Here is a 25691-nt window from a genome sequence, read left to right on the forward strand (position 1 = left end):
CTTGAGGAGAGATCGACAGGCCAAAGCCCGCAGGAGATCCCGGCCAAACTGGCTACGGATCCCCTCCCTCTTCAACCTAAAGAGCAGGGTAGGATCAAGCCTGCACAGCTAGCTCGGCAGGAGACAAGGGATGAGTTTGCGGGCAAGGGAGGGGCGGCGCTCTCGCCGGGTTGCCACAGCGGGCGGGATTGCCTTAGGCCTGGCTCTGCTGCTGGGATGTACTGCTGGGGGATCCTCATCTTTAGAAGCCCAGGAGACGGCAGCCGTTGCCAACGCGACCTCGGCCAAAGGAGAGCCCCAGCACCTGCCGGTGGCAGCAGAAGTCACCATCGCTGGCCGGCGCTTTGAGCTGGAAGTGGCCCGCACCCCTGAGCAACAGCGGCTGGGCCTGATGTTTCGCACCGATTTGCCGCCTGATCGCGGCATGTGGTTTCCCTTCGACCCGCCCCAGCCGGCTGCCTTCTGGATGTTTAACACCCTGCTCAACCTGGACATTATCTTTCTCCGCCAAGGCCAGGTGGTGTACATCGCTGCCGATGTGCCCGGTTGCCCCGCCCAACCCTGCCCCGTCTATGGGCCACCCTCTGACCAGTTGGTAGATGGCGTGCTGGAGTTCCGCGGCGGGACGGCGGCGGCCTTAGGTTTGCAAGTGGGAGATACGGTTGAGATCCGCGAGCTTCCCAGCTCCGCCCCTTGATCTCTATCTCCCCTCTCCCTTTGGGAGAGGGGCTGGGGGTGAGGGCTGGGAAAGGGGCTGGGGGTGAGGGAAGACAAGCTTGCAGAAGAGGTTGAGACCATGCTCCTGGGATCCCAAAAGCTGCCGTTGGCCGTCTTGCTTGCGGCCTGGGATGATCTTTTCAGGGATCTTTGCGATGATTTTTGAGGGTCGCCAACTGCTTTGAGATTGATGCCAAGAGGCGACCGCGAGCCCAGGATGGTTTGGCTACTGCCGGCAAAGCCCTATGGATGTTAGCAGCGTAACTCAGTGGCTGGGGGTTGGGGTCGTTGCCCTGGCTTCCGTCCTTTGGGCCGAGGTTGTGCGGGATGGGCGCCATTGGCTGGCCCACCAGTGGCCCTGGCTGATGCCCAAGCACACTCTGCACCACCGCCTGTTTCGCCCCGATCTCAGCGTGGTAGACCCGAAGCTGTACCGAGAATCCCAGTGGCACCACGATGTCCCCGAAGCGGCGACGATGATCCTGGCCGGGATCCCTTGGGTGGTGCTGTTGGGACAGGGATCCTGGCTGTATGGCCTAGCGGCGGCGGTGGGGGTACTCTACTCGGCCAGTTTTCTGGTTGCCGGCATGTTGCGCGGCTGGGGGCTGGCCCTGCAGACGGACATTACCCACCAACCCGGGCCTTTCCCTGCTCCTCCTGCCCAGTGGCATGTCAACCGCGCCTACCACTGGCGGCACCACTTCGACGATACCAACGCCTACTTTTGCGGCACCCTGACCTTAGTGGATCGGATCATGGGCACCAGTCTCTCCTTTAAAGGCAAGCGCGTGGCCGTCACCGGTGCCTCTGGCACTCTGGGCCGGGCCCTCTTGAAGCACTTTTCCCGCCATGGGGCCAAAGTCATCGCCCTCAGCTCCCATGCGGATTCGGTCGCCATCGAAGTGGACGGCCAGCCCCAGCCGGTGGAGACCATCCACTGGCAGGTGGGTCAGGAGGGATCCCTGGCCGGGCTCCTGGAACGAGTCGATATCTTGGTGATCAACCACGGCCTCAACGTGCATGGGGAGCGGGATCCCGAGTCGGTCCACCAGTCCTATGCTGTCAACACCTTCTCCGCTTGGCGCCTGATGGAGCTGTTTTTCCAAACGGTGCGCGGCAATCGGGAAATGGCCACCAAAGAGGTTTGGGTGAACACCTCCGAAGCCGAGGTCAGCCCTGCTTTTAGCCCTCTCTACGAGCTCTCCAAACGGGCCCTGGGCGATCTGGTTACCCTACGCCGTCTCGATGCCCCCTGTGTGGTGCGCAAGCTCATCCTCGGGCCCTTCAAGAGCCAGCTCAACCCGATTGGAGTCATGTCAGGCGATTGGGTGGCCGCCCAGATCCTGGCCCAGGCCAAGCGCGATTGCCGCAACATCATCGTTACCATCAACCCCCTCACCTACCTGCTTTTCCCGCTGAAAGAGTTGGCCGTCAGCACCTATTTCCGCTTGTTCAGCCGCCGCTCTTCTCGCCCAGCTCTTCTGGGTCCGGCCGCCGGGATCCCTTTGATTTAGGGGGGCCGCAAATCCTGGCCGGCTCTATGGCATCAGGCGCAAAACTGGGGTAAGACAAGAGCAGGTTCCTTGGCGGCAGGGGATGGGATCCCTTGCGCTAACCCGAACTTTTGGGGAGCGAGAGGGCTCTTCCGCTCGATCTCCCTTATGAACCCTGGGTGTGAGGAGTAGGAGTGAGTGTAAACATGGTGCGACAGTGGGTGAGCGCAGTCCTCTGCGTGGTGGGCGGGGCTTTAATGCCGGGGCTTTTGTCCGGCTGTGCCATCCCGATGCCTTCGGCATCCGCGGGAGTTTCTGAGATCCAGGTGCGCTTGGTGCATGTGGCCCCCAATGCCCCTCGGATCGACTTGGAAGTGGGGGGGGTAAGGGCTGCTCAAGGTGTAGCCTATGGCTCGGTGAGCGAGTACGTGCGTATGCCGGCGGGCGAGTACGACATTGTTTTGTTTTCAACCCCTGAGACGACCAGCCCTGGCCAGCCCGCGAGTTTTAAGGACTCCGTTCCGCTAGCGCGAACGGTTGCGGCCAGAACTGTGGCCAACCTCAGAGGCGGGGGAGTGTTCTCGGTGGTGGCTGCTGACGAGCCCAATCGCGTGACGGCCTTAGTTTTGGAAGACAACATCAACTCGCTGTTTGACCAAGCCCTGGTTCGGTTTGTTCACGCTGCCCCTGATGCGCCGGCCCTGCAATGGCAGGGGGAGCAAGGGCGGGTGCTGATACCTCAGTTGGCCTTCGGGCAAGTTTCCACCTTTCAAGCCATGCGACCCGGCTTTACCCAAATTCAGGTGGCCATAGCTCCTTCAGCCCCCGCGCCAGGTGGGCAGTCGTCTCCTGGCCGGAGCATTCCCTTGCAACGGTTTGACCTCCAGTTAGAGGCAGGGAAAGTCTATACCCTTTACGTGGCGGGGCTGATGCGCAGCAATCCGGGCCTAAACTTGGTGCTGGCAGAGGAAACGCGGGCTCGTAGGCTCCTATAGCAAGGCTGCTTGCGGCTTGATCCTCTCTATACTGTGAGACTAGCCAGTCGTCTCTAGCTTTGGGGACACAGCCCGTGGATGCCTTATTTCAAGTGGTGGTGCTCAGCCAAACCCCAGATCCCGAACGGGTGATCTACCAGGCGATGCACCAAGATCACAGCCCTGATTTTGTTACCCCAGAAAGCCGGATCCCGGAAAAATATGGCGAGGCCGTGGTGCGGCATCTGCTGGAGGGCAACCGTGGCCACTATGGGCCGCTGGAGCACCCTCAGATCACGTTTGGGGTAGGCTATTTTCCCCATGCTGTCATGCAACAGGCCCGTACTCATCGGGTGGGAATTTCTTTCGACGTTCAATCTTTTCGATATACAGGCCAGCAAATTGCCGATTTGGGCAAAAGACTCTTGTCTGGGCCCCGGAGAACGCCCCCCAACCCCCCGCCCGGCCCCCCCAACCAGCCCCCTAGCCCCCCGTATACGGGGGGCTGGGACGAAACTTCTGCTTTTGCCGACAAAACCGGGGCAGAGTTAGCTTTGCAAGAGTTGGAAACTCTATTTTACGTTCCCGCCAGCGTCAAGGAAGGCAAAGCCAAAACCCGCCAAGGCTTCAAGCCCATCTCTCCCGAGGCCCTAAACATCATTCTTGAGCAGTATCGCAGCCAGGCCATTGCCTATTATCGCCTGGTCGAAGAGTGTGGGGTGCCCTATGAGGATGCTCGTAACATCATCGGCTACGGGATCCGCCAACATTTTGTAGTGTCTTTTAATTGCCGCAGCTTGATGCACTTTCTGGATTTGCGGGCTAAGGAGGATGCCCAGCGGGAGATCCGCGAGCTGTGCGAGTTGATGTGGCCCCACTTCGAGGCTTGGTGCCCCCATGTGGCCGCCTGGTACCGCCAAAACCGCTGGGGCAAGGCCAGGCTTTCTCCCTAACAAGTTCCCAACCATTGGGGACGACTATGGATCCCAAAGCTTATGAACAAATGGCAGGCCTAGAGGATCGACATTGGTGGTTTGTGGGCCGCCGACAGATTCTCAGCCGGGTTATTGCAGGGATCCCTCTTCCTCCCTCAGCTTGTATCTTGGAAGCGGGATGTGGCAGCGGTGGCAACCTGGAAATGTTGTCTCAGTTTGGCCAAGTCTGGGCCATGGAAAGAAGCGAAATAGCATTGCCTTTGGCCCGGGCTCGTGGCATTGCGATTGTGGAAGAAGGCGAATTGCCGCATCGGATCCCTTTTGGCTCTCAACAATTTGATTTAATTGCTCTGCTGGACGTTCTGGAACATTTAGACGAAGACACAGCAGCTCTGGAAGCCCTCATCCAGAGGTTAAAGCCATCTGGCTACATGGTGATCACGGTGCCGGCTTATCCCTGGCTGTGGAGCGCCCATGACGAGCTCAATCACCACAAGAGACGCTACACAGCGGCACAACTTCTCTCCTTACTCAAGAGCGCCGGCTTGCAAATTCATACCTTTACCTTTTTCAACAGCTTTCTCTTCCCTCTGGCAGCAGGGATCCGCCTAGCCCAGAAAATACTTCGCCTGCGGGAAAGTCCAGACTTGAAAATGCCGCCCCTTTGGCTCAATCAACTTCTAGCAGAGATTTTTGCCGCGGAAGCCTATTTGATCCCCAAGTTTTCGTTGCCCTTTGGCCTGTCGTTGTTGGCGGTAGCCAGCCCTATTGCGGCAGCGGGACGGAGCCCTTTGAAAATTGCTCCTCTGGGAAACTGAGCCTCTTAATCCTCAACTTCTCGCCGTTATTACCAGTTTTTTGAGTCAACTTGGCCGATCGCGCTAGCGAGACGGAGTCCTTGCAGCCTCAAGGGGATAATCTTTTCATAAGATTGTTCCCAGTCTTCGTTTTTGGAGGAGATAGCTCTTGGCCGATCGCGCTAGCGGGACGGAGTCCTTTCGCACCAGGGAGACGGAACCTTTGCGCAGCTACGCCCTTCGCTTGGATCCGCATCGTCTGTGGGTGCCCCTAGCTTGCTTCGGGGATGGCCTTTGTATTTGGTTGGCCTTTGGGGCAGGTTACTGGCTGCGCAGCTTGCGCCCTCACCAGCTTTTGCCGTGGGATGTTTATGCCGGCCTGGGATTGCTGACCGTTCTCAGCTACTGGGGCGTTCAGGCCGGTTTGGGCGGATATGGCGAATCGAAGCGCCTATCCCGCTTTGAGGAATGGGCCAGTTTGCTGCTGGGGCTGGGGGTGACCTTTGGCCTGGTGTTGGCAGGGGCCTTCTTCGTGCGCTCTGTCTCGCTGTCGCGCTTGGTAGTGGGCTATGCCGGCCTGCTGGCCCTGCTCGGCCTGACGGGGATGCGGTTAGCGCTGCGGCTGGGCATGGGCTGGCTGTATGCCCGCGGCCAGGGGCGGCGACGGGTGATCTGGGTGGGATCCGGCTTGCTGTTGGCCGAGGTGCTGGAGCGGCTAGAGCGCTGCCCGGCTTTGGGGTTTGAGATCAAGGCTTGGGCCGTGGCCGGGGATCCCTCGGCGCCAGAAGCGGGGCCTCTGCAAAAGCTGGAGCGCCTGGATCCCGCTCATCTGGTGGCCTATGTGCAAGCTCACCCTGAGATCCAAGAGGTGTGGTTTGGGCAGCCGGAGCTGGCCAACGCGCCCCTGCTTCTTACTTTGCAGGCTCTGTCGGTGCAGGTGCGCCTGGTGCCAGATATTCTTGGCTTCTTAACGGTTAACCTGCAGTTCCACTCTCTGGACGGGATCCCGCTGCTGACGCTGCGCCACCCCCCTTTGCGCTACGCCCACAACCGTTTCCTCAAGCGAGCTATGGACATCTTGGGAGCTTCCCTGGGCTTACTGTTGCTCAGCCCCCTGTTTGTGGTCATCGCCGTGCTGGTGGCCTGCAGCAGCCCCGGCCCCATCCTGTATTGGCAGGAGCGGGTGAGCTTGGATGGGCGTCGCTTTTGGATTGCCAAGTTCCGCACCATGCGGGTGGATGCTGAAGCACCCGGCCAGCCGCGCTGGACGCGCCCCGGGGATCCGCGCCGAACCAAGATAGGAGCCTTTTTGCGCCGCACCAACCTGGATGAGCTGCCCCAGCTTTGGAACGTTTTGAAGGGGGAAATGAGCTTGGTGGGCCCCCGCCCGGAGCGGCCCTACTTTGTCGAGCAATTTAGCCAGGAGATCCCCAAGTATCTGGATCGGCATTTGGTCAAAAGCGGCCTCACCGGCTGGGCTCAGATCCACGGCCTGCGGGGAGACACCAGCATCGCCCGCCGCACCCAGTATGATCTCTACTATGTGCAAAACTGGTCCCTGTGGCTGGATCTGCGAATCCTGGCCATTACCCTTTGGCAAGGGATCCGCGGACGGCTGACCGGATATTAGGGGTTAGCGTATGCCATTCTCCCCCCAAGAGCTGCTCTACGAGGGCAAGGCCAAGCGCATCTACCGCACTGCCGATCCCAGGGTTTATCTTTGCCAATACAAAGACGACGCCACCGCCTTCAACGCCCAAAAGCGGGGATCCATCGCCGGCAAGGGAGAGGTGAATTGCACCGTCTCCAGCCATGTGTTTGCCTACCTGGCGCAGCAAGGGATCCCCAACCATTTCTTGGCCCAAACCGGCCCCACCGAGATGCAGGTGCGAGCCTTGCACATCCTGCCTTTGGAAGTGGTGGTGCGCAACCGCACAGCGGGTAGCCTCTGCCGACGGCTGGGCCTGGAGCAGGGCCTTCCCATCGAGCCGCCGCTGGTGGAGTTCTATTACAAAAACGATGCCTTGGGGGATCCCTTGGTGACCACAGATCACATCCGCCTGTTGCAGCTGGCCACGCCGGAGCAGGTGGAGCGCCTCGGATCCCTGGCTTTGGCCATCAACAACCATCTGCAGGCTTTCTGGCGAAGCTGCCGCCTAGAGTTGGTGGACTTTAAGCTGGAGTTTGGCCTGGACGAGAAGGGAGAGATCCTGCTAGCCGACGAGATTAGCCCCGATACCTGCCGTCTTTGGGATCTGGAGGGATCCGAGCCGCGAGTGCTGGACAAGGATCTCTTTCGCTTTGATCTGGGGGATCCAGTAGCTGGCTATCAAGAGGTGTTGCAGCGGGTGCTTCAGGCAGTGGGATCCCAATTCCTTCTCTCCTAGAGGGAGAGGAGCCAGGGGTGAGGGACTATAATCGCCTCAGCGATCCCACTCCCTTAACGCCCGAGCCTCCTTTCGCTTGTCGGGATCCCGCCATGACCTCTCCCCGCCCCCCCTACCCCGGCGAGCGTTTCCGCCGCCAACTGGCCGACCTGCTGGATGCCTGGGTGGAGCAGGGGTTGATTGAACCTGAGCAGCGGGATCGGCTGTGGGAGTACTACCAACTGGATAGCTTGCCCCGAGCGGCCGGCAGCCGTTTTGTCTTGGTGCTGCTACTGTTTGGCGCAGTTCTGGTAGGCCTGGGGGTGATCTCCTTTGTGGCGGCCAACTGGGCTGCCATTCCCCGCTGGGCCAGAGCCTGGGGGTGCTTGGCCCTCATGGTAGGGCTGCAGGTGGCGGGCTTCCAGGCTTGGCAGCAGGGATCCCAGCGTCTGGGTAGCGCCCTGCTGATAGCCGGTGAACTGACCCTGGGAGCCTGTATTGGCCTGATGGCCCAGTGGGTTCAGCTTGGGGGATCTGCGGCAGGCTTGTTTTGGGCCTGGGGGATGGGCGGTTTGGCCATGGCCTACGGCTTGCGTCACAGCCCCAGTGGTGTACTGGCCTGCCTTCTGCTGGGCTTGGGGATGGTAGCCGACTTCGTGGATTGGGGGACTGTCAACTTCCTCTATCCTTGGTTGACCCTGGGCCTGCTGGTTCCTCTGGCCTATTGGTGTTGCTCTCGCTGGGTTTTTGCCCTGGCCGTGGTGAACTTTGGCCTGGCGTTGCAAGGGTTAGCCGAGCGTTTGGGCAGCTCTTTCCAAGGTTTAACCCTTTTGCATCTGCTTGGTGTTGCAGTTGTGTGGGGGTTGGGTCTGTGGCACCAACGCCATAAGCCTTGGCTAAGCCGGGTTTTAACTGAAGGAAGGGATCCAGAGCTTCCCGGCGAGCTGGAGCAAGGCTTGGATTTGGCCCCGACAGCCCAGAACTTGGCTCTGCTGGGGCTGGGTGTCCTGCTCTATGTCTGGAGCTTTGTCGGGACGTGGGTCGATCTTTCCGAGGATCCCCTCTGGAACGTTGGGGATCCCTGGGCGAGCTTGTCGGCAGTGGGGTTGCTGCTGCTGACGGGCTGGGGCTGGTGGCAGGGTTGGCAGGAGAAGAGATCCCAGCCCGTTTCGTCTTGGCTGAAGGATGCTGCTGTTCTGATTTCTCTGGTTGCCTTGGCGCTTTTGCTGGGGATCCGCAGCGCCCTGCCTTTGAACCTAACCGCAAAGGTAGCCTTGGCCTTCTTTGCTCCCTGGATCGTGACCCTTTTGCTCGTGGGATTGTCGGTGGTGCTCTGCTGGGAAGGGCTGCAGCAGGGGCGGCGGGGGCGCTTCTGGCAGGGACTGTTGGGGCTAACCCTGGTGGTGCTGACCCGCTTTTTCGAGTACCCAACCGGCCTGTTGGCCAAGTCGGCGGTGTTGGTGGCCTGTGGGATCGGGGTAATCTGGCTGGGGCTGAAATTTGAGCGGCGGATTTTCTCCCGTCTCTAATTCTTGCCCTTCTAGGAAGCCAAGCCCCGCTACATGATCAAGCAAAGGAAAAAGCTGGAATTGAGCTGGAATTCACAAGAATTTACAAAGTTTAAGGAACCTGCTTGTATTCCCCAACGTCTTTGCTAGTGTATTCTCAGCTTTGGCTTGAGCTGAGAAGGAAGTGGGCATCTCTATCAAGATAATGAAAGTAGGACTGCGTTTGGGCATTTTGGCTTTGCTACTTACGCCCCTTTGGGAGAGTGGTTCTCTTTCGGGTGTTGCCTTGGCTGAAGATCATCTTTTAGTGGCTCAGGCCCCGGAGCCAGCTAGGCAGCCTATGCCTTCTGTGCCTAGATCGATACCCTCCCTAGTTCCCATAGCTCCGGTAGTATCCTCAGAAACTGTAGATGAGCTATTCCGCCAGGTTCCTTTCCCCCTTTCGCCAAGACCTCTGCCTGGCCTTCCGTGCTCGAGACCCATGGTGTTGCGCTCAGTAACCCTCAGCGCTCCTCCGCCAAACCCTGCTTCCCCCCTTCAATCGGAGGTTCCACCCAAAGTTTGGGAAACTCTCCAGGGCCCTTTCGGGACAGTCAACTGGGGAGATCGCCGACCCGATAAAGTCTTTGCTCATACCTTCCAATGGAGCCCCCCTTGTAAAACAGGCTGCCGGCTGGGAGGTACCCTGACATTTGCCTACCGCAACAATCTGCCGGCTAGCAGTAGCAGTGCTCCGGATGCGGGCAACGACAAGTACTACGTGTACAACGGCGGCACTCTAACTCAATCGGGGTTCTTATATGCTTCACCTGTGAGTTCGGCCGGTCAGACTTTTACCAAAACCCTAACGCTCTCTCCCGCTGAAGTTGCCAACAACAGAGTTACGTTGGTGGTTCAAGACGACACGGCTGTTTTGGAAGCTAAGGTAGAGCTCAACTACTGCTGCTGTGAATGTGAGTTCCCTATCTGAGGCAAGTCCTTGGCAGCAGTAACGGCAGAGGGGGGGATCTAAAACTCTCCCTGCCGTTTTTCTTTCCCTTGGCCAGTTTCCCGAGAGCTAGCCAAGAGAATTTAGCAGCGAGCCCGGGCAAAGATCTCCTGCAAGATCTCGTCGGCTCCCTGCTGCTTCAGCTTCTCCGCCAGGGCCACCCCAACCGCTTCCGGATCGGCGGTGGATCCCGTCTGGGTATCGCGGATGAGCCGTCGCCCCTCTAGGTCAGCCACCATGCCGGTCAGGTGCAGCTCTTCCCCTCGAACTTGGCTGTGGACGCCGATGGGCACCTGACAGCCCCCCTCCAGCGCCCGCAGGAAAGCTCGCTCGGCCAAACAGCGGGCTGTCGCCTCCGCATCAGCCAAGGGTCGGATGAGCTCCAGAATCCGCTCGTCCCCCTGCCGGCACTCGATGCCGAGGGATCCCTGGCCAACCGCGTACAAGAACACGCTGGGATCCAGCACCTCGTGGATCCGGTCGGTTTTGCCCAGCCGCTTTAGGCCGGCCACCGCCAAAATCAGGCCGTCGTACTCCCCCCGCTCCAGCTTGGCCAAGCGCGTGTTAAGGTTGCCCCGCACGTCCTTAAACTGCAAGTGGGGAAAGGCGTGGCGCAGTTGGGCCAGTCGCCGCAGCGACGAAGTGCCAATCACCGTCCCTTCGGGCAGGGTGGCCAGTTGGTAGCCACGCAGCTCCTCCCGCAGCACCAGCGCGTCCAAAGGATCCTCCCTTTGCGTAATCGCCCCTAGTACCAGGCCTTCCGGCAAACGGGTGGGCAAATCCTTAAGGCTGTGCACTGCCAGATCGCTGCTGCCGTTGAGCAGGCTGACCTCCAGCTCCTTGGTAAACAAGCCCTTATCGCCAATTTTGGCCAGCGCCACATCCAGGATGATGTCTCCCTGGGTGGAAAGGGTGTGCAGCTCTAGCGGCAATCCCGGATGGTGGGCCTGCAACTGCTCCATCACCCAGTGGGTCTGGGCCAAGGCCAGCTCACTTTTGCGGGAGGCGATCCGCACCGGCTGGGCAGCCCCTGCCGAGGGCCGCAAGGGAGTTGAGGCCAGTTCGCTCATGGCTGCTGCAAAATCCGAGAACACCGTCTTTCACGCTAACTGACTTTGCGGCGCCGCACGGCAGCGACCTTCAAGATCCTTAACCAAAACTGCCATTTCCCCCCGATCCAGACTTTACTACGGGGATCCCAGCCGGTAGGATAAGTAGACGGATTCTCCGCCGCGGCGGGGAGAGTTGTGGTCTGTCAAGCCTCCTTCTCCAAGGTTGCTAGAGGACAATTCTCTGTAAGCACAGGGCCCCCTGATTTGCTTGGTAGTCTGCCTGGATAGGTCTTATGGAAGAAAACAACGTCGGCAACGGCACTCAGTTACTGCTCAAGCGCACCATCCCTGTCAAGGTGGTGGTCACCCCCCTTTGGAAGAAAGAAATGCAGGAGCAATTGGAGCGGCAGATCGAAGCCACCGATGCTCAGATGCAGCAACTGGAGTTTCAGGGCAAGCGGGCCATTGCCGAGCTGGAGAAGCAAAGCCCTAACCCCAACAGCCCCCAGGTGCTCCAACAGGTGGAAGCGGTGAAAAGCCGCGTGAACGAGCAAAAGATCAAGCTCTTGGATCAAAAAAACCAGTTGCTTCAGCAGATCAACCAACTGAACAACCTGGAGCTGAACCAAGAGGTGCTCCAGGGCAGCGTGGAGAGCTTCTTCCGCGTGCAAAAGGGAGACAACCTGATCCAGAAAATGCAGGTGGAGATCCTGCTGGAAGATGGGGTGATCAAGGAAATTCGCGGCAACCCATAAGCTCTTCATATCCTTTGGGAGGACAGGGATCCCTTGCTGTGGGGTAGCAGATCAAGACCTTTGGTCTTAACCCAAGTCGGTGGCAACACAATAGGTGACAATAATTAACGGCCTCTTAACAGCCGCTGGGCTCAAGCTTGGGACGGCTGGTGCGTACGGGCAAAGTTGTTACCTACGAGATGCTCGCCATGTCTGAGTTTGTCTGGTCAGAGCCTGCCCCCCTCGAGGACCTACATCTTCCCGATTGGTTGCTCACCTCGGCTCAGCGCCGCCGTCTCAAAGCTTTCCTGGTTCTGGCGACGGTGTGGGGGCTGGTCAGCCTGATGCACCAGGTAGCGGTAGCCCGCTGGTTTACCGTTGGCCTGGCCACCTTCATGGTCATCCACATCAACCGCCTGTTCCGGCTGCAACCGGCGGCTCTGCCGCCCCCCTTGAGGCTTTACCCTCCTGGAACAATGGCCTGGGATCCCGCCGCCGCCGAAACGGCCTCCCTGCCTTTGCCTGAGGTGGGCGGGGCTCAGCCCTTAGCGCTGGCGGGTTCTCCTCTGCCGCGAGTGGCGGTGTTGATCCCGGCCAAAAACGAAAGCGCAGTGCTGCCGCGGCTGCTGCACAGCCTCACCCAGTTGGATTACCCCAGCAGCCACCTGGAGCTGTGGGCCATTGACGATGCCAGCAGCGATGCTACCCCCGACATCTTGCAGGAAGCCCAAAAGCGGATCCCTCACCTGCGAGTTTACCGACGGCCACCAGGGCGAGGAGGCGGCAAGTCTGGCGCCCTCAACGAGGTGCTGCCCCTGACGCGGGGGGAGATTATCTTGGTCTGCGACGCCGACGCCATTGTGCCCCCGGATTTGCTGACTCGCACCCTGCCGCTGTTCGGCCAGACCCCCCGCCCCGGCAGACGGACAATCGGCGCCGTTCAGGTGCGCAAAGCCTTGAGCAACCCCAACGTCAACTTCTGGACCCTGGGCCAGGTGGCGGAGATGGCCTCCGATGCCTACTTGCAGCAGCAGCGGGTGGCCATCCGCGGGATTGGGGAGCTGCGAGGCAACGGCCAACTGGTGCGACGGGATGTCCTGGAAAAGTGCGGCGGCTGGAACGAGAACAGCCTCACCGACGACCTGGATCTTACTTTTAAGTTGCACCTGGCGGGGGTGGATATTGCCTTTTTGACGGAGCCGGCCATCGTCGAAGAGGGAGTCACCTCTTGGAAAAGCCTTTGGCACCAGCGTTGCCGCTGGGCGGAGGGGGGCTACCAGCGCTACCTCGACTACTGGCCAGGGATCCTCAGCCGCCGCCTGGGCATGGCCAAGACAGTCGATCTCTGGGCCTTTTTCATCTCTCAGTACCTGCTGCCGATGGCCTTAGTTCCCGATACCCTCTGGGTGCTGTTGACGGGCCACTCCTCGGTGCTGCTCCCCTTGAACGCCCTGGTCATGGGATCTGTGACGGTGGCCTTCTACCGCGGCCTGCGCCAGGTGGAGGGGCTGCGCGGGCGAAAACTCTGGTGGCGTACGGCTCTGGGCTTGGTGTACATGCTCCACTGGCTGCCGGTCATGATCGTGACCACGGCTCGTATGTGTGTGCAGCCCAAGCGGTTGCGGTGGGTAAAAACGGTGCACCATGGCCTCTAGTTCTGCTGTTGGGGATCCCCCAGATCCTGCTATCCTAATCAAACGCCAGCTCACCAAACTACCCAGCCCGACTATGGCCCGCCTCTACTACGACACTGACGCCAACCTGGATCTGCTGGACGGCAAGACCGTCGCCATCATCGGCTACGGCAGCCAGGGCCATGCCCACGCCCTCAACCTGCGCGACAGCGGTGTCAACGTCCTCGTCGGCCTCTACCCCGGCAGCCCCTCTTGGCCCAAAGCGGAGCGGGACGGGTTGACGGTCAAGACTGTAGCAGATGCTGCGGCTGCCGCCGACTGGGTGATGATCCTGCTACCGGACGAAGTGCAAAAGACCGTCTTCCAGAGCGAGATCCGCCCGCATCTAAAGCCGGGGAAGGTGCTCCTATTTGCCCACGGCTTCAACATCCACTTCGGGCAGATCCAGCCGCCCGCAGACGTGGATGTCATCATGGTCGCTCCCAAGGGCCCCGGTCACCTGGTGCGGCGCACCTACCAGGAAGGCCAGGGGGTGCCGTGTCTGTTTGCCGTCCATCAAGATGCCTCCGGGATGGCGCGGGAGCGGGCCATGGCCTATGCCAAGGCCATCGGCGGCACGCGGGCCGGCATTTTGGAGACCAGTTTCCGCGAGGAAACTGAAACAGATCTCTTCGGCGAGCAGGTGGTGCTCTGCGGCGGCCTCACGGCTTTGATCAAGGCGGGGTTTGAGACCCTGGTGGAAGCAGGCTACCAGCCGGAGCTGGCCTACTTCGAGTGTCTGCACGAGGTTAAGCTAATCGTGGATCTCATCGTCGAGGGGGGCCTGGAAAAGATGCGCCACAGCATCTCCAACACAGCAGAATACGGCGACTACACCCGTGGCCCCCGCATTATTACCGAGCAAACCCGCGCTGAAATGAAGCGGATCCTGTCAGAAATCCAAAGCGGCCAGTTTGCCCGCGAGTTTGTCTTGGAAAACCAGGCCGGCAAGCCCGGCTTTACGGCAATGCGCCGCCGCGAGGCGGAGCACCTCATCGAGAAGGTGGGCAAAGAGCTAAGGGCCATGTTTAGCTGGCTGAAGCAATAGCCAGAGGTCGTCTCACAGGCAAGTCTCGTGCTGGATCTGAAGCTGCTGCGGGATCGCCCAGAAGAGGTACGCCAAGCCCTGGACAAGCGCGGGGCCAGTGTCGACCTGGACGGCATTCTCCAGTTGGATCGGGAGCGCCGCCGCTTGGAGGCCCGACGCGGCTCTCTGCAGGCAGAAAGCAACAGCCTCGGCAAGAAGGTCGGCGAGCTCATCCGCCAGGGAGCGGATCCCCAGGGAGCGGAGGTGGCGGCCCTGCGGCAGCAGGGGGCAGATCTCAAGGCCGAGATCGCCCAACTGGAACAGCGGGAGCGGGAGCTGGAGGAGGAGGTGCGCGCCCGGTTGCTCACCTTGCCCAACTTGCCCTTGCCCAGCGTGCCGGTTGGCCAGGATGAGGCCGACAATGTGGAGGTGCGCCGCTGGGGCGATGAGCTAAAACCCACCCACCCCGTCCTTCCCCACGACGAGGTTGCCGAAAAGCTGGGCCTCCTGGAGGTTGGCCGTGCCGTCAAGGTAGCCCAGAGCCGTTTTGTGGCTATGGTAGGGGCAGGGGCGGCTCTGGAGCGGGCCTTGATCGCCATGATGCTGGAGCGCCACATTGCCGCTGGCTACACCGAGGTGATCCCTCCCTTTTTGGTCAACAGCGCTGCTCTGGAGGGGACAGGGCAACTGCCCAAGTTTGCCGCTGAGAGCTTCCGCTGTGCCGACGACGACCTCTGGCTGATCCCGACGGCGGAAGTGCCCCTCACCAACCTGTACCGGGAGGAGGTGATCCCAGCCGAGCGCCTGCCGCTCTATTTCTGTGCCTACACACCTTGCTTTCGCCGCGAGGCCGGCAGCTATGGCCGGGACACCAAGGGCCTGATCCGGCTGCACCAGTTTCAAAAGGTGGAACTGGTCAAAGTTACCCACCCCACCCAGTCGGAGGCAGAACACGAAAAGCTGGTGCAAGATGCCGAGGCCATTTTGCAGATGCTGGAGCTGCCCTACCGGGTAGTGGAGCTGTGTACCGGCGATCTAGGTTTTTCAGCAGCCCGCTGCTTCGATCTGGAGGTGTGGTTCCCCTCCCAAAACCGCTACCGCGAGATCTCCAGTTGCTCCAACTGCTGGGATTTCCAGGCCCGCCGCGCTAACCTGCGCTACAAAGAAGCAGGGCAAAAGGGCACCCACTTCGTCCACACCTTGAACGGCTCCGGCTTAGCGGTGGGACGGGCTCTGGCCGCCCTGTTGGAAAATCACCAGCAGCCGGACGGCTCGATTCGCATCCCCCAGGCGCTGCGTCCTTTCCTCAGCTCCCGCTTCCTCTCGGAAGACGGCGCTCTCCGGACTGCTCCCTGAGCCATTCTGCCGCGGTGCTCCAGCAAGCCATAGCTGTGGAGAGTATGAGAGTATGTCAATCTAGATAGGGATCCCTACCCTGCCAGGGTTTATGTTGCCCAAGCATCGTCCCAAGCAACTCTCACTAGGCCCTCTGGAATCCGAGATCCTCGATATCCTTTGGGAGCTGGGCAGTGCCAGCACCCGCCAAATCCACGAGCGCATCTTGGCCGATCCCGACCGAGAGTTGGCCTATGCCTCTGTAACTACCGTTTTGCGGCGCCTAAGCCAGAAGGGCTGGGTGAGCTGTGAACGTCGCACCGATGCAGAAGGGCGGAGTCTGCCGATGTTGTGGCGGCCCCGTCTTTCTCGCCAGGAAGCTGCCAGCCTCAGGGCCTTTGCCCAGTTGCAGCAGTTTTTGGCGGTGGGCGACCCAGACACCGTGGCAGCCTTTGCCGATAGCCTGGATCAGGCCAGCGTGTCCCAGTTGCAGGCGATTGCCGAGCGGTTGCGGGCGGCCCGCGAGGCCAGGAGGGATCCCCAATGAGCCACTTGGGCATGTTGCTGTTGGGTTTGGCCCTGAGTTGGCTGTGGCGGGCCCAGGTGCGGCTGGATCGAGCTGGTTCCTGGGCCCAGCGCTGGCAGTGGGCCTGGATCCACTTCTTGCTGCCGCCGCTGTTTTTGCTAATGACTGCCCTTGCTTTGGCTTGGATGGGGCCGTGGGGACAAATGGCCGGGGCAGGAGGCTGGTTCTGCTACGGCTGTGCGCTGCTGTTGCTGGCGCTGGCTGCAGGCGTGGCCCTGCGCTGGGCTTGGGAGTACTGGCGCGTCTGCCGACGCGCCCGCCTGCGGGCTCTGGCCCAAGTCAATTTGTATGGCTCTTCGGCCTATGTCTTGAATTTGGAGATCCCTTTTGCTGCCCAAGTGGGGGTATGGAAGCCGCAATTGGTGGTCAGTCGCGGCCTGCTGGAGCAGTTGGATGAAGAACACCTGCGGGCGGTGCTGGCCCACGAAGAGGCCCACCGCCACTACGGCGATACCTTGTGGATGTTTGCGGTGGGCTGGCTGCGCCATCTCAGCGGCTGGCTGCCGAATACAGAGGTCCTCTGGCAGGAATTGCTCACCCTGCGGGAGCTGCGGGCAGATCGCTGGGCGGCCCAACGGGTGGATCCCTTGGTGCTGGGAGAGGCTCTGGTGCAGGTGGTGGGCTATGGCATGGCGCAGCAACCGGCAGCGGCTTGGGTTGGCTTTGCCCTAGAAATGGGATCCGGTGCGGGGGGACGGCTGCAAGAGCGCATCGATGCCCTATTGCAGCAAGAGGAGTCAGGCCCGGTCGCCTCCCACCTTTCCCTGCAGGGTTGGGCCTGGCTGGGGCTGGCTCTCCTGCCTCTGTTGGCCATCCCCTTTCACAACTGAGGTTGACGCCATTCCCCAGCTTGCCTTGGCGCGCCGGTGGGCAGCAGCTTTACAGCCGCTTGAACCATGGCCTGGACAGAGCCAAGAATTTCTTCCTCCGCGGGAGTTGCTTGATGGCCTTTTTTTTCCTACGATGGAAAATACTTCGATCCTCGGTAGCTCAGCGGTAGAGCGGTCGGCTGTTAACCGATTGGTCGCAAGTTCGAATCTTGCCCGAGGAGTTGGGCGGGGGGATGCAAGCTTGATGTTCTCCTCAGCCCGAGAGGACGAGGATTCTTTCTCGCTTGTCGCAAGCTACGCGGACGGGCTGGCGCCGCTGCCACCGCGCCCCCTTTTTCCCACCCTATACGGGGGGATGAAAGGGAGGCCGGGGGCGCCATCACCCCGACTCCTGGGCGACGGCAGGGACATCGAAAGCGTGGGCAGTCGACTCCAGCCTGCAGGATGTCGAGATGGGGAGACTTATCTCCAGGACTAAAGTCCGGGGCTTGTGCCTCCCGACTTGCTGGTCACCCCTAGTTGGGGTTGGGATGCCGCTGCTGAAGGAACGCTTCGATTTATAATGCCCTCTGGCCGTTTCACCTATTCCGAGGGTAATTGCTGTGATCGACCTGTCGCGGATCCCTGCCCAACCAAAGCCAGGCCTACTTAACCTCCTGATTGAGATTCCGGGCGGGAGCAAGAACAAGTACGAGTTTGACAAAGACATGGGCGTAATGGCCCTAGACCGGGTGCTCTACTCTTCGGTGCAGTACCCCTACGACTACGGCTTTGTGCCCAATACGCTGGCAGGGGACGGGGATCCTTTGGATGGCCTGGTGATCATGGATCAGCCCACCTTTCCAGGGTGTGTGATTGCGGTGCGCCCGCTGGGCATGCTGCAGATGATCGATGCGGGGGAGCCGGATGAGAAGTTGTTGTGCGTGCCCGCTAAGGACCCTCGCTATGCTTCCGTAACCAGGCTGGAAGATATTGCCCAGCACCGCCTGGACGAGATTGCCGAGTTTTTCGCCACCTACAAGCGCCTGGAGAAGAAAGAAACCCAGATCTTGGGCTGGAAAGGCCTAGCCGAAACCGAGGCAGTGATCGCCAGCAGCATTGCCACCTACCAACAGTCCAAGTAGCTCCCCAACTTTTCTGGACTGAAGCTCCCAGTTGGCGCCAATCTGTTCTGGCTTGGATTCCTCGAGCTAGCTTAGGGTTGGACTCGATGGCTTCTGCTATGGCCGATACCCTTCAGCTTTGGCTTTACCACCTGGAACAATGGGCAACGCAACTTGTCCAAGGCCAACTGCAGCACCTTTCTCCGCTGAGCCTGCTGCTGGTGGGTCTGGCAGGTCTGGTCACCAGCCTTTCTCCCTGTATGCTCTCCCTGTTGCCGGTAACCATCGGCTACATCGGCGGCTACGCTCCCACTACCCCCGCCGCTGCCGGAGAAGTGCGCTGGCAGGTTTGGGTGCAATCGCTAGGCTTTGCGGCTGGCGTGGCTTTGACGCTCAGCGGGCTGGGCTTGGGAGCAGCTTTGCTAGGCCGGGTTTATGGACAAACCGCTGCCTTTGGATCCCTAGTGGCGGGAGGGATCGCCATCCTCATGGGCCTGAACCTGCTGGAAGTTGTCCCCTTGCGCTTCCCCGATTGGTTTAACCGGTTGGAGATCCCTGGCCAGTGGCCTGGGCTAGGCCGGTCGGTGTTGCTGGGATCCACCTTTGGCCTGGTAGCTTCTCCCTGCAGCACGCCGGTTTTGGTGGCCCTGCTCGGCTGGGTCTCCACCACAGGGCAGCCCTGGGTGGGGGGCGGGCTGCTGCTGGCCTATGCGCTGGGGCTGGTCTCGCCGCTGCTGTTGGCGGGGGTGTTCGCCGGCTCGATGAAGCAACTGTTGGCCCTGCGGCGCTGGTCGATCTGGTTTACCTATGCCAGTGGCGTGGTGTTGGTGGGCTTTGGCACCGTGACGATCCTCTCCGCTTGGGCCTAAGGGATCCCTGCTGCAAGCTAAGATGGGGCTGCCCTCCAGTTGGGGGGCAGTTCAGATCTTGAGCTGACAACTTCCCATGGTTATTCCCTCTCTGCCGCTGTCGCGGTGGCTTTCCCCCTTGCGTCGGTACTTTCGCCATGAGCTGCTGCCGCTGCTGGCGGATCTGCGTCTGGCCATCGGCCTTTTCTTGGCAATTGCCCTTTTGAGCGCGGTTGGCACGGTCATCGAGCAAGAGGAAACCGTGGCCTTCTATCAGGCCCACTACCCCGAGCATCCGGCCCTGTTTGGCTTTCTCACCTGGCGGCTGATCCTCAAGCTGGGGCTGGATCACGTCTATCGCACCTCTTGGTTTCTGGCCCTGTTGATCCTCTTTGGCAGCAGCCTGGCCGCCTGTTCTTTGACGCGCCAGTGGCCGATGCTCAAGGTGGCCCGTCGCTGGAGCTACCTCACCCGTCCCCACTCCTTCCAGCGGCTGCCCTTTTGGACCTATCTGCCCCAACGCTCCCTGCAGGGGCTGCCGCAGCGGCTGCGCCAGCGGGGCTATGCGGTGTTTCAGGACGGATCCCGACTTTACGCCCGCAAGGGTCTGATTGGGCGGTTTGGGCCTATCCTGGTGCACGTCAGCCTGCTGCTGATCCTGCTGGGGGCCATCTGGGGCAGCCTTGCCGGCTTCAAGGCCCAAGCGCTGATCCCCAGCGGCAGCGTCGCCGCCATTGAACAGGTAACCGGGGCAGGGGATCTGGCTCATCTACCCACCTGGCAAATTCGGGTCAACCGCTTCTGGATTGACTATGCTCCTGATGGCCGGGTGAAGCAGTTTTACTCAGATCTCTCGATTTTGGATGGGGGCCAGGAGGTCAAACGCCAGACCATTTCCGTCAACCATCCCCTCTCCTACCGGGGGGTGACCCTCTACCAGGCTGATTGGAGCATCGACAGCATCCGCATCCGCCTCAACAACAGCCCTCCCTTTCAAATCCCGGTGGTGCCGGTGCCCACCCAAGCGGGCAGCAAGCTCTGGGGCGCTTTTGTCCCCACCCGGCCAGACCTAAGCGAGGGCCTGACGCTGTTGTTGCCCGATTTGCAGGGGACGGCCCTGCTCTACGACACCCAAGGCCAGTGGATAGGATCCCTGCGCCAGGGCATGAGCCTGGCCCTGGACGAAGTTGCCCCCCAGCGCTTCCCCAACCGTCTTACCCTGCACCTAGACGAGGTTATCGGCGCCACCGGTCTGCAGATTAAATCCGACCCAGGGATCCCGCTGGTCTATCTCGGCTTTGGGCTGCTGATGCTGGGGGTGGCGATGAGCTATTTCAGCTACAGCCAAGTTTGGGCCCTGGAGACGGAAGCAGGGCTCTACCTGGGAGGCAAAACCAACCGCGCCCTGGTGAGCTTCGAGCGGGAGTTTGCCCGCCTGGTGGAGCAGCAACTGCTCTCCTCTCCCCCTTCGCCGGCAAAAGAACCCCCTCCTGCCGCTCGCGTCGGCGGGACGGAGTCCTTAGCCAACGGCTAGCCATGGCGGCTGTTTGACCGGCAACGCTGCCCAGGGTCATCTAGCTCCCCTCTCCCTGAGGGAGAGGGGCTGGGGGTGAGGGCGGAACTGCCCAAATCCGGCAGGCTGACCGCGAACAGGGTGCGGTTCTCGCCGCTTTCCACTTGCAGGATCCCTTGCAACAGCTCCACCGCCTTTTTCACCAGCGGCAGGCCCAAGCCGGTGCCCCCCTGGTGGGCGTAGTCCAGGTGCGGGATGCGGTGGAACTTCTCGAAGATGCGCGGCAGGTGCTCCGCTGGGATCTCGACACCGGTGTTGGTGACCTGCAAATGGAGACCCGACGAATCGACCGCCACTTCCAGATGAACCTGCTGGCCGGCAGGGGTGTACTTGGCGGCGTTGGCCAGCAACTCGCTCAAGATGCGGGTGAGCAGCCCCACATCGGTGTTGAACAAGATGGGTTCAGAGGGGGGGTAGGAGATAAAGGTGAGCTGGCGCTCTTGAAAGCGCAGGGCAAAGGGCGGCAACAGCTTTTCCAGCCACTCGCGCACCTCGAAGCGGGCGATCTCCAGACTGCGGCTGCCGGCCTCTAGCCGCTGCAAGTCCAGCAGGTCGTTGACCAAGTCCAGCTCTTTTTGCCACTCCTGTTTGAGGATGTTGAAATAGGGGATCTGCGCCTCGGAAAGGCCGCGCACCTCCAGCATTTTCAGGGCCATTTTCATGCTGGTCAGAGGCGTGCGCAGCTCGTGGGAGACCATGCTGAGAAACTCTTCTTTGAGCTCGTTGAGCTGCTGCAGTTGCTGGAGCTGAGCCTGGGTTTCCTGGTAGAGGCGGGCCTGGCGAATGGCGATGCTGCACTGGGTGGCCACCTGCTCGGCAAAGTGGATCTCGGCCTCGGTAAAGCCCTCCTGGGGCAGGCGAACTAACTTGAGAAAGCCCAGCAACGAGCCGGTGCCTGAGACAAGCTGCCCTTCTTGCTCTTCTACAACCAGGGGGCAGGCAAGCAGGGTACAGCGCCCCCGCAGCGGGTGATCCGTGCTGAGGTAGAGGGTCTGGCCTTGGCGGAGCTGGCGCAAAAGCACGGGATCCAAGGGCAGAGTGACCTTGCCCAGGGGGGGCAGGGATCCCGCCGCTTCGTAGGCCAGCGTGTAGGTCTGGGTTTCCGGATGGATGAGGGCCACACCGCAGGCGCCCAGTTGGAAAGCCTAGGTGAGCTCCCGCACCACGGTGGCCAAGATCTCCTGTTCGTCCAGGCTGGAGCGCACCTTGTCGCCAATCAGCCGCAGCAGTTGCTCGTATCTCACCCGCTGGGCCAGCTCGGCATTGCGCACCTCCACCTGGTAGCGCAGCTCGGCGTTGGCAGCTTGGAGTTGCTCAAACAGCTCCGCCTGTTGCAGCGCCAGCCCCAGTTGATCGGCAATTTGTCGCAAAAAATCCGGCATCCAGGGATCCCATTGTTTGGGGGCGCTGCACTGGTGGGCGATCAACAGCCCCCAGAGGCGGGCCGGCTCGCTGTCTTTGCCGTCAGGGCCAGCCGCCTGCAAAATGGGCACCACCAAGTTGGCCCGCACCCCCAAACCGGCCAGCAGCTCGCGGTGGCAGGGCTGGATGGGGGCGGTGTCGATATCTTCAATGGCCGAAATGCGGCCCTGCTGATAGGCCTGGTGCCACTGGCTAACAAAGCATTGATCTTCGATAACCAGGCCCAGCAGGCTCAACTCTGGCCGGCTGACCGATTGCATGGCGATCTCGCCCACCCAATTGGGGAAAAAGCGGTAGATCACCACCCGCTCCACATCCAACAAACGGCGGACTTCTTCTACGGCAAAACCCAGGATGGACTCCACCTGCAACGATTGCCGGATCCCTTGGGCGATGCGGTTGAGCAGCCGGGCTTGGTGGAGTTGCAGTTGAGCCTGCTCCTGGGCTCGCTTGCGCTCGGTAATATCGACAATGGAGGCAATGCCGTAGATTTGTTTGTCGGGAGTCTCCGCCACAAAAGACGAGAGGTCAACCCAGAGGATCTCGCCGCTTTTGCGGATGTAGCGTTTTTCCATGCGGTAGCCCCGGCGGCGGCCCGCTCGTATTTCTTCGACATAGATTGCCTCCTGCCGCAGATCCTCAGGGTGGGTGAGGTCGGCGTAATTCATGCTCAAGAGCTCGGCCTCGGTGTAGCCGGTGAGCTGGCAAAAGCTCTCGTTCACCTTGACAATCTGCCCCGCCGCATCCGTAACTGCCATGCCCACCGGGGCTTGCTCAAAGAGGTTTTGAAACAGATCTGGCTGATCGTGCAGCGAGTGCTGCCGTTTTTGTTGTGGGTTCTGCAACTCTTTTTCCTGGGTCAAATCCTGTACGCTGGCAATGCCGATTACCTTCCCCTGGGCATCCTGCCAGGGGGCATCCAAAATCCGCACCGGAAACCGCTCGCCGTTGCGACGCATAAAGGTCAGCTCCCAACCCTGCGGGGGCCGACCCTGAGCCAGCCCCTGGGCGAAGGCGGTGGCGATCTTCTCCATCTCCTCCGGGGGCCAATAGACAAAAGGGGGATCCTTAACGCCAGCGGATCCCGGTAGTCGCCGGCGGCCAAGGTTACAACAGGGGCGGTCATCGCCTCAGCCAGGGTGGATCCCTGCCAAGATCGGTCGCTGGCCACCCACCGCAACACAAAAGGATAGCTTGGTAGCCCCGTACTAAAGTACGGGGCGGAAAAGCCCTTGAGCCACTTTAGTTGCTTCTTTGTTATAGTTAGTACAGAGCTTCTCCAGGAAAACAACCTACTGCGGTGCAAAACCCGCGCGGCAATAACTAACCTGGAGGAACTTAAGTCCGAAGTAAGCAGAACTTTGAGGTTATGCCTCAAAGGACTGTCTAGGGGCGTCTTGACAGCGCCTTTGCGAGTCCATTTTGGGCTGCGTAAGAATCCCCTGGGTGGGAGTGTCAAATCCACAGCCGTCAAAATGTCCACCACTCGGCCTGCATCCACCACCAAGGCGTAGGGCCGGGAGCCATTCTTTTGCGCCAACAGGGAGAGAACCTCGGCAAGGGGGCTGTCGAACCCGACCAAGAGTGGCATCTGGCCAAAGCACTGTTCCAGGGATCCCGATGAAGAGCGCAAGTCTTGCACCATGTCGGTGTCAGGGGATAACCGAACCTTAAATTGCAGTCAGAAAAATTTGCAAACAGTATGGCAGAGGGAAACTTTAGCCAAGACCAGACAAAATACTTACTTACGGACTTACTTGCAGGCAGTTTTAGCTTTAGGCATTTGATAGCTTTAACCCAAGCTTAACTTTACAAGTTAGAGTACCACGTCGCGCAAAGAAGTTTCGAATTTTGATATAAATCTTTACATCTATCTGCTGTTTAATTTGCTGGTGCCGAGACTTGGGGAGCAAGTTAAGCTCTTAGCTCGCTGTTAACAGGAATTGTCGATCTAAGTTGCGGCTCTTCCGGTTTATCGAGGTTTTTCCTTCATCTAAAAAGGGGCAATCGCCATCCTGTTGCTCTGTTTTTTTCAAGTATCTTCGCGTCATCGAGTTGAGCTTGGGTTGGTTTCATTGGAGACAGATTTGACAGATTTTGAGCGGCTGCCAGATTACTTGAGTTCAGCCCGTGCTGCCGCGACCCCTCTCAGCCCTCCGCTCCCGGCGAGGGAACTTGGGAAGCTGGCTGCATTCTAAGCCTCATCAAGTACCCATCTGTGGCTGTGCTGCCCAGGTGAGGAGTTTGCCCCCTACACTGAAATTGGGCAAGTTGATCCCGATAGCTAGGGGATCAGATGTTGCCGGCGTTTTGGGCTTAGCTCTTCTCGATGGCTTTTTCTCCGCCGCTGACAGATTTTCTCTCCGGCCAGGCCGCTCCTATTCCCATCCAAACTCCCTCGACGGTTCCAGAATTGGCGCAGCTCCTAAAAGAGTGCCGCGAGCGGAAGGTGCTGCCGCTCGGGCAGGGGAGCAAGTGGGGATGGGCTCCTCGCTTGGAGGCTGTGGATCTCATCCTCAGTACCCGTGGGCTGCGCCGCTTGATCGACCATGCGGCTGCCGACCTAACGGCGACAGTGGAGGCCGGTATGACCCTAGCGGAGCTACAAGCCATCTTGGCAGAGCGGGGGCAATGGTGGCCGGTGGATCCCCTTTACCCTGACTGGGCCACAGTGGGGGGCATCGTCGCCACGGCCGATACGGGCTCGCTGCGCTGGCGTTACGGTGGGATCGGCGATTTGCTGCTGGGCATCACCTGGGTACGGGCCGATGGGGAGGTGGCCAAAGCGGGTGGGCGGGTGGTTAAGAATGTGGCCGGCTATAACTTGACGAGACTGTTCGCCGGATCCCTGGGCAGTTTGGGGATCCTGACGCAGGCGACCCTACGGCTCTATCCCCTGCCGGCAGCCCAAGCAACTTTGGTGGCTACAGGATCCCTGCCCGATTTGGAAGCCTTGGCTCGGCAGGTGCTGAGGGCGCCGGTCAGCCCGGTGGGGGTGGATCTCTGGCTGAAGGCAGAAGGGCCCCAGCTCTGCCTCCATTTCCACGGCTCCGAGCGGGTAATTGCCCAACAGATGACCCAGGTGCAACAGCTAGCTCCTGCAGGATTGAGCTGGCAAGAGGCAAGACCTGAAGCCCCGCCTCTGCCCTCCCGCCGTGCGGGGATGGTGTTGGCCAAGTTCGGCTGCTTGCCTAGCCAGAGCCTGGCTACTCTAGAGCAGTTTCAGTCTCTATTTCCCGACGCTCAGGTGCAACTGCATCGCGGCTGTGGATTGGGGCGAGCCTGGATCTCCCAGCCTGAGGTGGGATCCCTGCTACAGTTACAGCGCCACCTCAAGTCGGTGGGCGGGTTTCTCCTGCTGCTGGAGGCACCGGCAGCCCTGAAGACAGCTCTGGCCCACGATTTCGGCCCGACGGTGACCCTAATGCGCAAGCTGAAGCAGCAGTTTGATCCCGCCGCCATCTTCAGCCCCAGCTTGATATAGCTACTCCAAATCACGCCGAAACGTGACATCCTCTCCCGCTAAGCCCTGACGGGCTGTAGACGGGAGCTTCCGAGAATCACTTCTCGGAGTTGCTGCTTCAACGGACTGGTAAACCAGGATCCTCCACAGCCAGAGAGCGGCAGTCCCACCGCCCCCCTATATCCCCCCGTATACGGGGGGACCTGAGTCCTCGCTTCAAAATCTCGATAGCAGCGTTCAAGTCTCTGTCCCAGGACCCACAACGAG

The 25691-nt window shown here is 60.4% G+C and carries 21 protein-coding genes, 1 tRNA gene and 1 pseudogene; 19 read left to right on the forward strand and 4 right to left on the reverse strand.

The window, feature by feature from the left end:
• Positions 1-130 precede the first annotated feature (130 nt).
• The 8 genes from NW848_RS07565 to NW848_RS07600 all read left to right on the forward strand — a co-directional run bounded on the left by NW848_RS07565 (position 131) and on the right by NW848_RS07600 (position 8811).
• Positions 131-697 (forward strand): DUF192 domain-containing protein, encoded by a 567-nt coding sequence (locus NW848_RS07565; protein ID WP_099812568.1) that lies wholly within the window; start codon positions 131-133, stop codon positions 695-697.
• Between the two features lie 265 nt (positions 698-962).
• Positions 963-2231, forward strand: coding sequence for a bifunctional sterol desaturase/short chain dehydrogenase (locus tag NW848_RS07570; protein ID WP_414346372.1), 1269 nt, complete (start codon positions 963-965; stop codon positions 2229-2231).
• A 185-nt stretch (positions 2232-2416) separates the two neighbouring features.
• A complete protein-coding gene (locus NW848_RS07575) occupies positions 2417-3205 on the forward strand; it encodes a DUF4397 domain-containing protein (RefSeq protein WP_011429151.1) in 789 nt (262 codons plus the stop codon).
• Between the two features lie 74 nt (positions 3206-3279).
• Positions 3280-4137, forward strand: a complete 858-nt coding sequence (locus NW848_RS07580) for an FAD-dependent thymidylate synthase (protein WP_011429152.1) — start codon at positions 3280-3282, stop codon at positions 4135-4137.
• 26 nt (positions 4138-4163) lie between these two features.
• On the forward strand, positions 4164-4937 hold the full coding sequence (locus NW848_RS07585; protein ID WP_049749699.1) for a class I SAM-dependent methyltransferase: 774 nt from the start codon (positions 4164-4166) through the stop codon (positions 4935-4937).
• 148 nt (positions 4938-5085) lie between these two features.
• On the forward strand, positions 5086-6546 hold the full coding sequence (locus NW848_RS07590) for a sugar transferase (protein WP_099812565.1): 1461 nt from the start codon (positions 5086-5088) through the stop codon (positions 6544-6546).
• Positions 6547-6556: 10 nt separating this feature from the next.
• On the forward strand, positions 6557-7303 hold the full coding sequence (gene purC, locus NW848_RS07595) for a phosphoribosylaminoimidazolesuccinocarboxamide synthase (RefSeq protein ID WP_414349626.1): 747 nt from the start codon (positions 6557-6559) through the stop codon (positions 7301-7303).
• A 92-nt stretch (positions 7304-7395) separates the two neighbouring features.
• Positions 7396-8811 (forward strand): DUF2157 domain-containing protein, encoded by a 1416-nt coding sequence (locus NW848_RS07600; protein WP_414508702.1) that lies wholly within the window; start codon positions 7396-7398, stop codon positions 8809-8811.
• Positions 8812-9861: 1050 nt separating this feature from the next.
• On the opposite strand, the gene hemC is transcribed toward NW848_RS07600, so the two are convergent.
• A complete protein-coding gene (hemC, locus tag NW848_RS07605; RefSeq protein WP_414402927.1) occupies positions 9862-10848 on the reverse strand; it encodes a hydroxymethylbilane synthase in 987 nt (328 codons plus the stop codon).
• Positions 10849-11123: 275 nt separating this feature from the next.
• On the opposite strand from hemC, the gene NW848_RS07610 reads away from it, so the two are divergent.
• The 10 genes from NW848_RS07610 (at position 11124) to NW848_RS07655 (ending at position 20500) form a co-directional block, all read left to right on the forward strand.
• The gene (locus NW848_RS07610; RefSeq protein WP_011429159.1) at positions 11124-11585 is read left to right on the forward strand and encodes a YlqD family protein; all 462 of its coding nucleotides are present in this window, start codon (positions 11124-11126) and stop codon (positions 11583-11585) included.
• 188 nt (positions 11586-11773) lie between these two features.
• Positions 11774-13219 (forward strand): glycosyltransferase, encoded by a 1446-nt coding sequence (locus tag NW848_RS07615; RefSeq protein ID WP_011429160.1) that lies wholly within the window; start codon positions 11774-11776, stop codon positions 13217-13219.
• Between the two features lie 73 nt (positions 13220-13292).
• A complete protein-coding gene (gene ilvC / locus NW848_RS07620; protein ID WP_414402928.1) occupies positions 13293-14285 on the forward strand; it encodes a ketol-acid reductoisomerase in 993 nt (330 codons plus the stop codon).
• A gap of 27 nt (positions 14286-14312) precedes the next feature.
• Entirely contained in the window at positions 14313-15620 is a 1308-nt protein-coding gene (serS, locus tag NW848_RS07625; RefSeq protein WP_414347049.1) for a serine--tRNA ligase, read from the forward strand.
• A gap of 91 nt (positions 15621-15711) precedes the next feature.
• The gene (locus NW848_RS07630; RefSeq protein ID WP_011429163.1) at positions 15712-16146 is read left to right on the forward strand and encodes a BlaI/MecI/CopY family transcriptional regulator; all 435 of its coding nucleotides are present in this window, start codon (positions 15712-15714) and stop codon (positions 16144-16146) included.
• Complete coding sequence (locus NW848_RS07635; RefSeq protein WP_099812561.1) at positions 16143-17015, forward strand: M56 family metallopeptidase; 873 nt, start codon at positions 16143-16145, stop codon at positions 17013-17015. Before NW848_RS07630 ends, NW848_RS07635 begins: the two co-directional genes overlap by 4 nt.
• Positions 17016-17164: 149 nt before the next feature.
• Positions 17165-17236, forward strand: a tRNA-Asn gene (locus NW848_RS07640).
• Between the two features lie 384 nt (positions 17237-17620).
• Positions 17621-18139, forward strand: coding sequence for an inorganic diphosphatase (locus tag NW848_RS07645; RefSeq protein WP_041438773.1), 519 nt, complete (start codon positions 17621-17623; stop codon positions 18137-18139).
• Between the two features lie 98 nt (positions 18140-18237).
• Complete coding sequence (locus NW848_RS07650; RefSeq protein ID WP_011429166.1) at positions 18238-18987, forward strand: cytochrome c biogenesis protein CcdA; 750 nt, start codon at positions 18238-18240, stop codon at positions 18985-18987.
• A gap of 76 nt (positions 18988-19063) precedes the next feature.
• Positions 19064-20500, forward strand: a complete 1437-nt coding sequence (locus NW848_RS07655) for a cytochrome c biogenesis protein (protein ID WP_011429167.1) — start codon at positions 19064-19066, stop codon at positions 20498-20500.
• Here the strand turns inward: NW848_RS07655 and NW848_RS07660 are convergent.
• From NW848_RS07660 to NW848_RS07670, 3 genes and pseudogenes are all read right to left on the reverse strand, one after another.
• The gene (locus NW848_RS07660) at positions 20497-21660 is read right to left on the reverse strand and encodes an ATP-binding protein (protein WP_414402482.1); all 1164 of its coding nucleotides are present in this window, start codon (positions 21658-21660) and stop codon (positions 20497-20499) included. The genes NW848_RS07655 and NW848_RS07660 overlap by 4 nt on opposite strands.
• Positions 21661-21684: 24 nt before the next feature.
• Positions 21685-22326: a GAF domain-containing protein gene (locus NW848_RS07665; protein WP_414402488.1), complete on the reverse strand. Its 642-nt coding sequence runs from the start codon at positions 22324-22326 to the stop codon at positions 21685-21687.
• A gap of 81 nt (positions 22327-22407) precedes the next feature.
• Positions 22408-23004, reverse strand: a pseudogene (locus NW848_RS07670) (PAS domain-containing protein); the annotation flags it as partial.
• A gap of 1286 nt (positions 23005-24290) precedes the next feature.
• Between NW848_RS07670 and NW848_RS07675 the strand changes: the two are divergent.
• Positions 24291-25445, forward strand: coding sequence for an FAD-binding oxidoreductase (locus NW848_RS07675; protein ID WP_414508703.1), 1155 nt, complete (start codon positions 24291-24293; stop codon positions 25443-25445).
• Positions 25446-25691: the final 246 nt, after the last annotated feature.

The organism is Synechococcus sp. RC10A2 (genome assembly GCF_047502605.1).

Bases quoted from the DNA above. Each gene is read 5' to 3' on its own strand.
- NW848_RS07675 (WP_414508703.1), top strand. From the start codon at position 24,291: ATGGCTTTTTCTCCGCCGCTGACAGATTTTCTCTCCGGCCAGGCCGCT.
- NW848_RS07655 (WP_011429167.1), top strand. From the start codon at position 19,064: ATGGTTATTCCCTCTCTGCCGCTGTCGCGGTGGCTTTCCCCCTTGCGT.
- NW848_RS07585 (WP_049749699.1), top strand. From the start codon at position 4,164: ATGGATCCCAAAGCTTATGAACAAATGGCAGGCCTAGAGGATCGACAT.
- NW848_RS07575 (WP_011429151.1), top strand. From the start codon at position 2,417: ATGGTGCGACAGTGGGTGAGCGCAGTCCTCTGCGTGGTGGGCGGGGCT.
- NW848_RS07600 (WP_414508702.1), top strand. From the start codon at position 7,396: ATGACCTCTCCCCGCCCCCCCTACCCCGGCGAGCGTTTCCGCCGCCAA.
- hemC (WP_414402927.1), bottom strand. From the start codon at position 10,848: ATGAGCGAACTGGCCTCAACTCCCTTGCGGCCCTCGGCAGGGGCTGCC.
- NW848_RS07635 (WP_099812561.1), top strand. From the start codon at position 16,143: ATGAGCCACTTGGGCATGTTGCTGTTGGGTTTGGCCCTGAGTTGGCTG.
- purC (WP_414349626.1), top strand. From the start codon at position 6,557: ATGCCATTCTCCCCCCAAGAGCTGCTCTACGAGGGCAAGGCCAAGCGC.
- NW848_RS07615 (WP_011429160.1), top strand. From the start codon at position 11,774: ATGTCTGAGTTTGTCTGGTCAGAGCCTGCCCCCCTCGAGGACCTACAT.
- ilvC (WP_414402928.1), top strand. From the start codon at position 13,293: ATGGCCCGCCTCTACTACGACACTGACGCCAACCTGGATCTGCTGGAC.
- NW848_RS07570 (WP_414346372.1), top strand. From the start codon at position 963: ATGGATGTTAGCAGCGTAACTCAGTGGCTGGGGGTTGGGGTCGTTGCC.
- NW848_RS07630 (WP_011429163.1), top strand. From the start codon at position 15,712: ATGTTGCCCAAGCATCGTCCCAAGCAACTCTCACTAGGCCCTCTGGAA.
- NW848_RS07650 (WP_011429166.1), top strand. From the start codon at position 18,238: ATGGCCGATACCCTTCAGCTTTGGCTTTACCACCTGGAACAATGGGCA.
- NW848_RS07610 (WP_011429159.1), top strand. From the start codon at position 11,124: ATGGAAGAAAACAACGTCGGCAACGGCACTCAGTTACTGCTCAAGCGC.
- NW848_RS07565 (WP_099812568.1), top strand. From the start codon at position 131: ATGAGTTTGCGGGCAAGGGAGGGGCGGCGCTCTCGCCGGGTTGCCACA.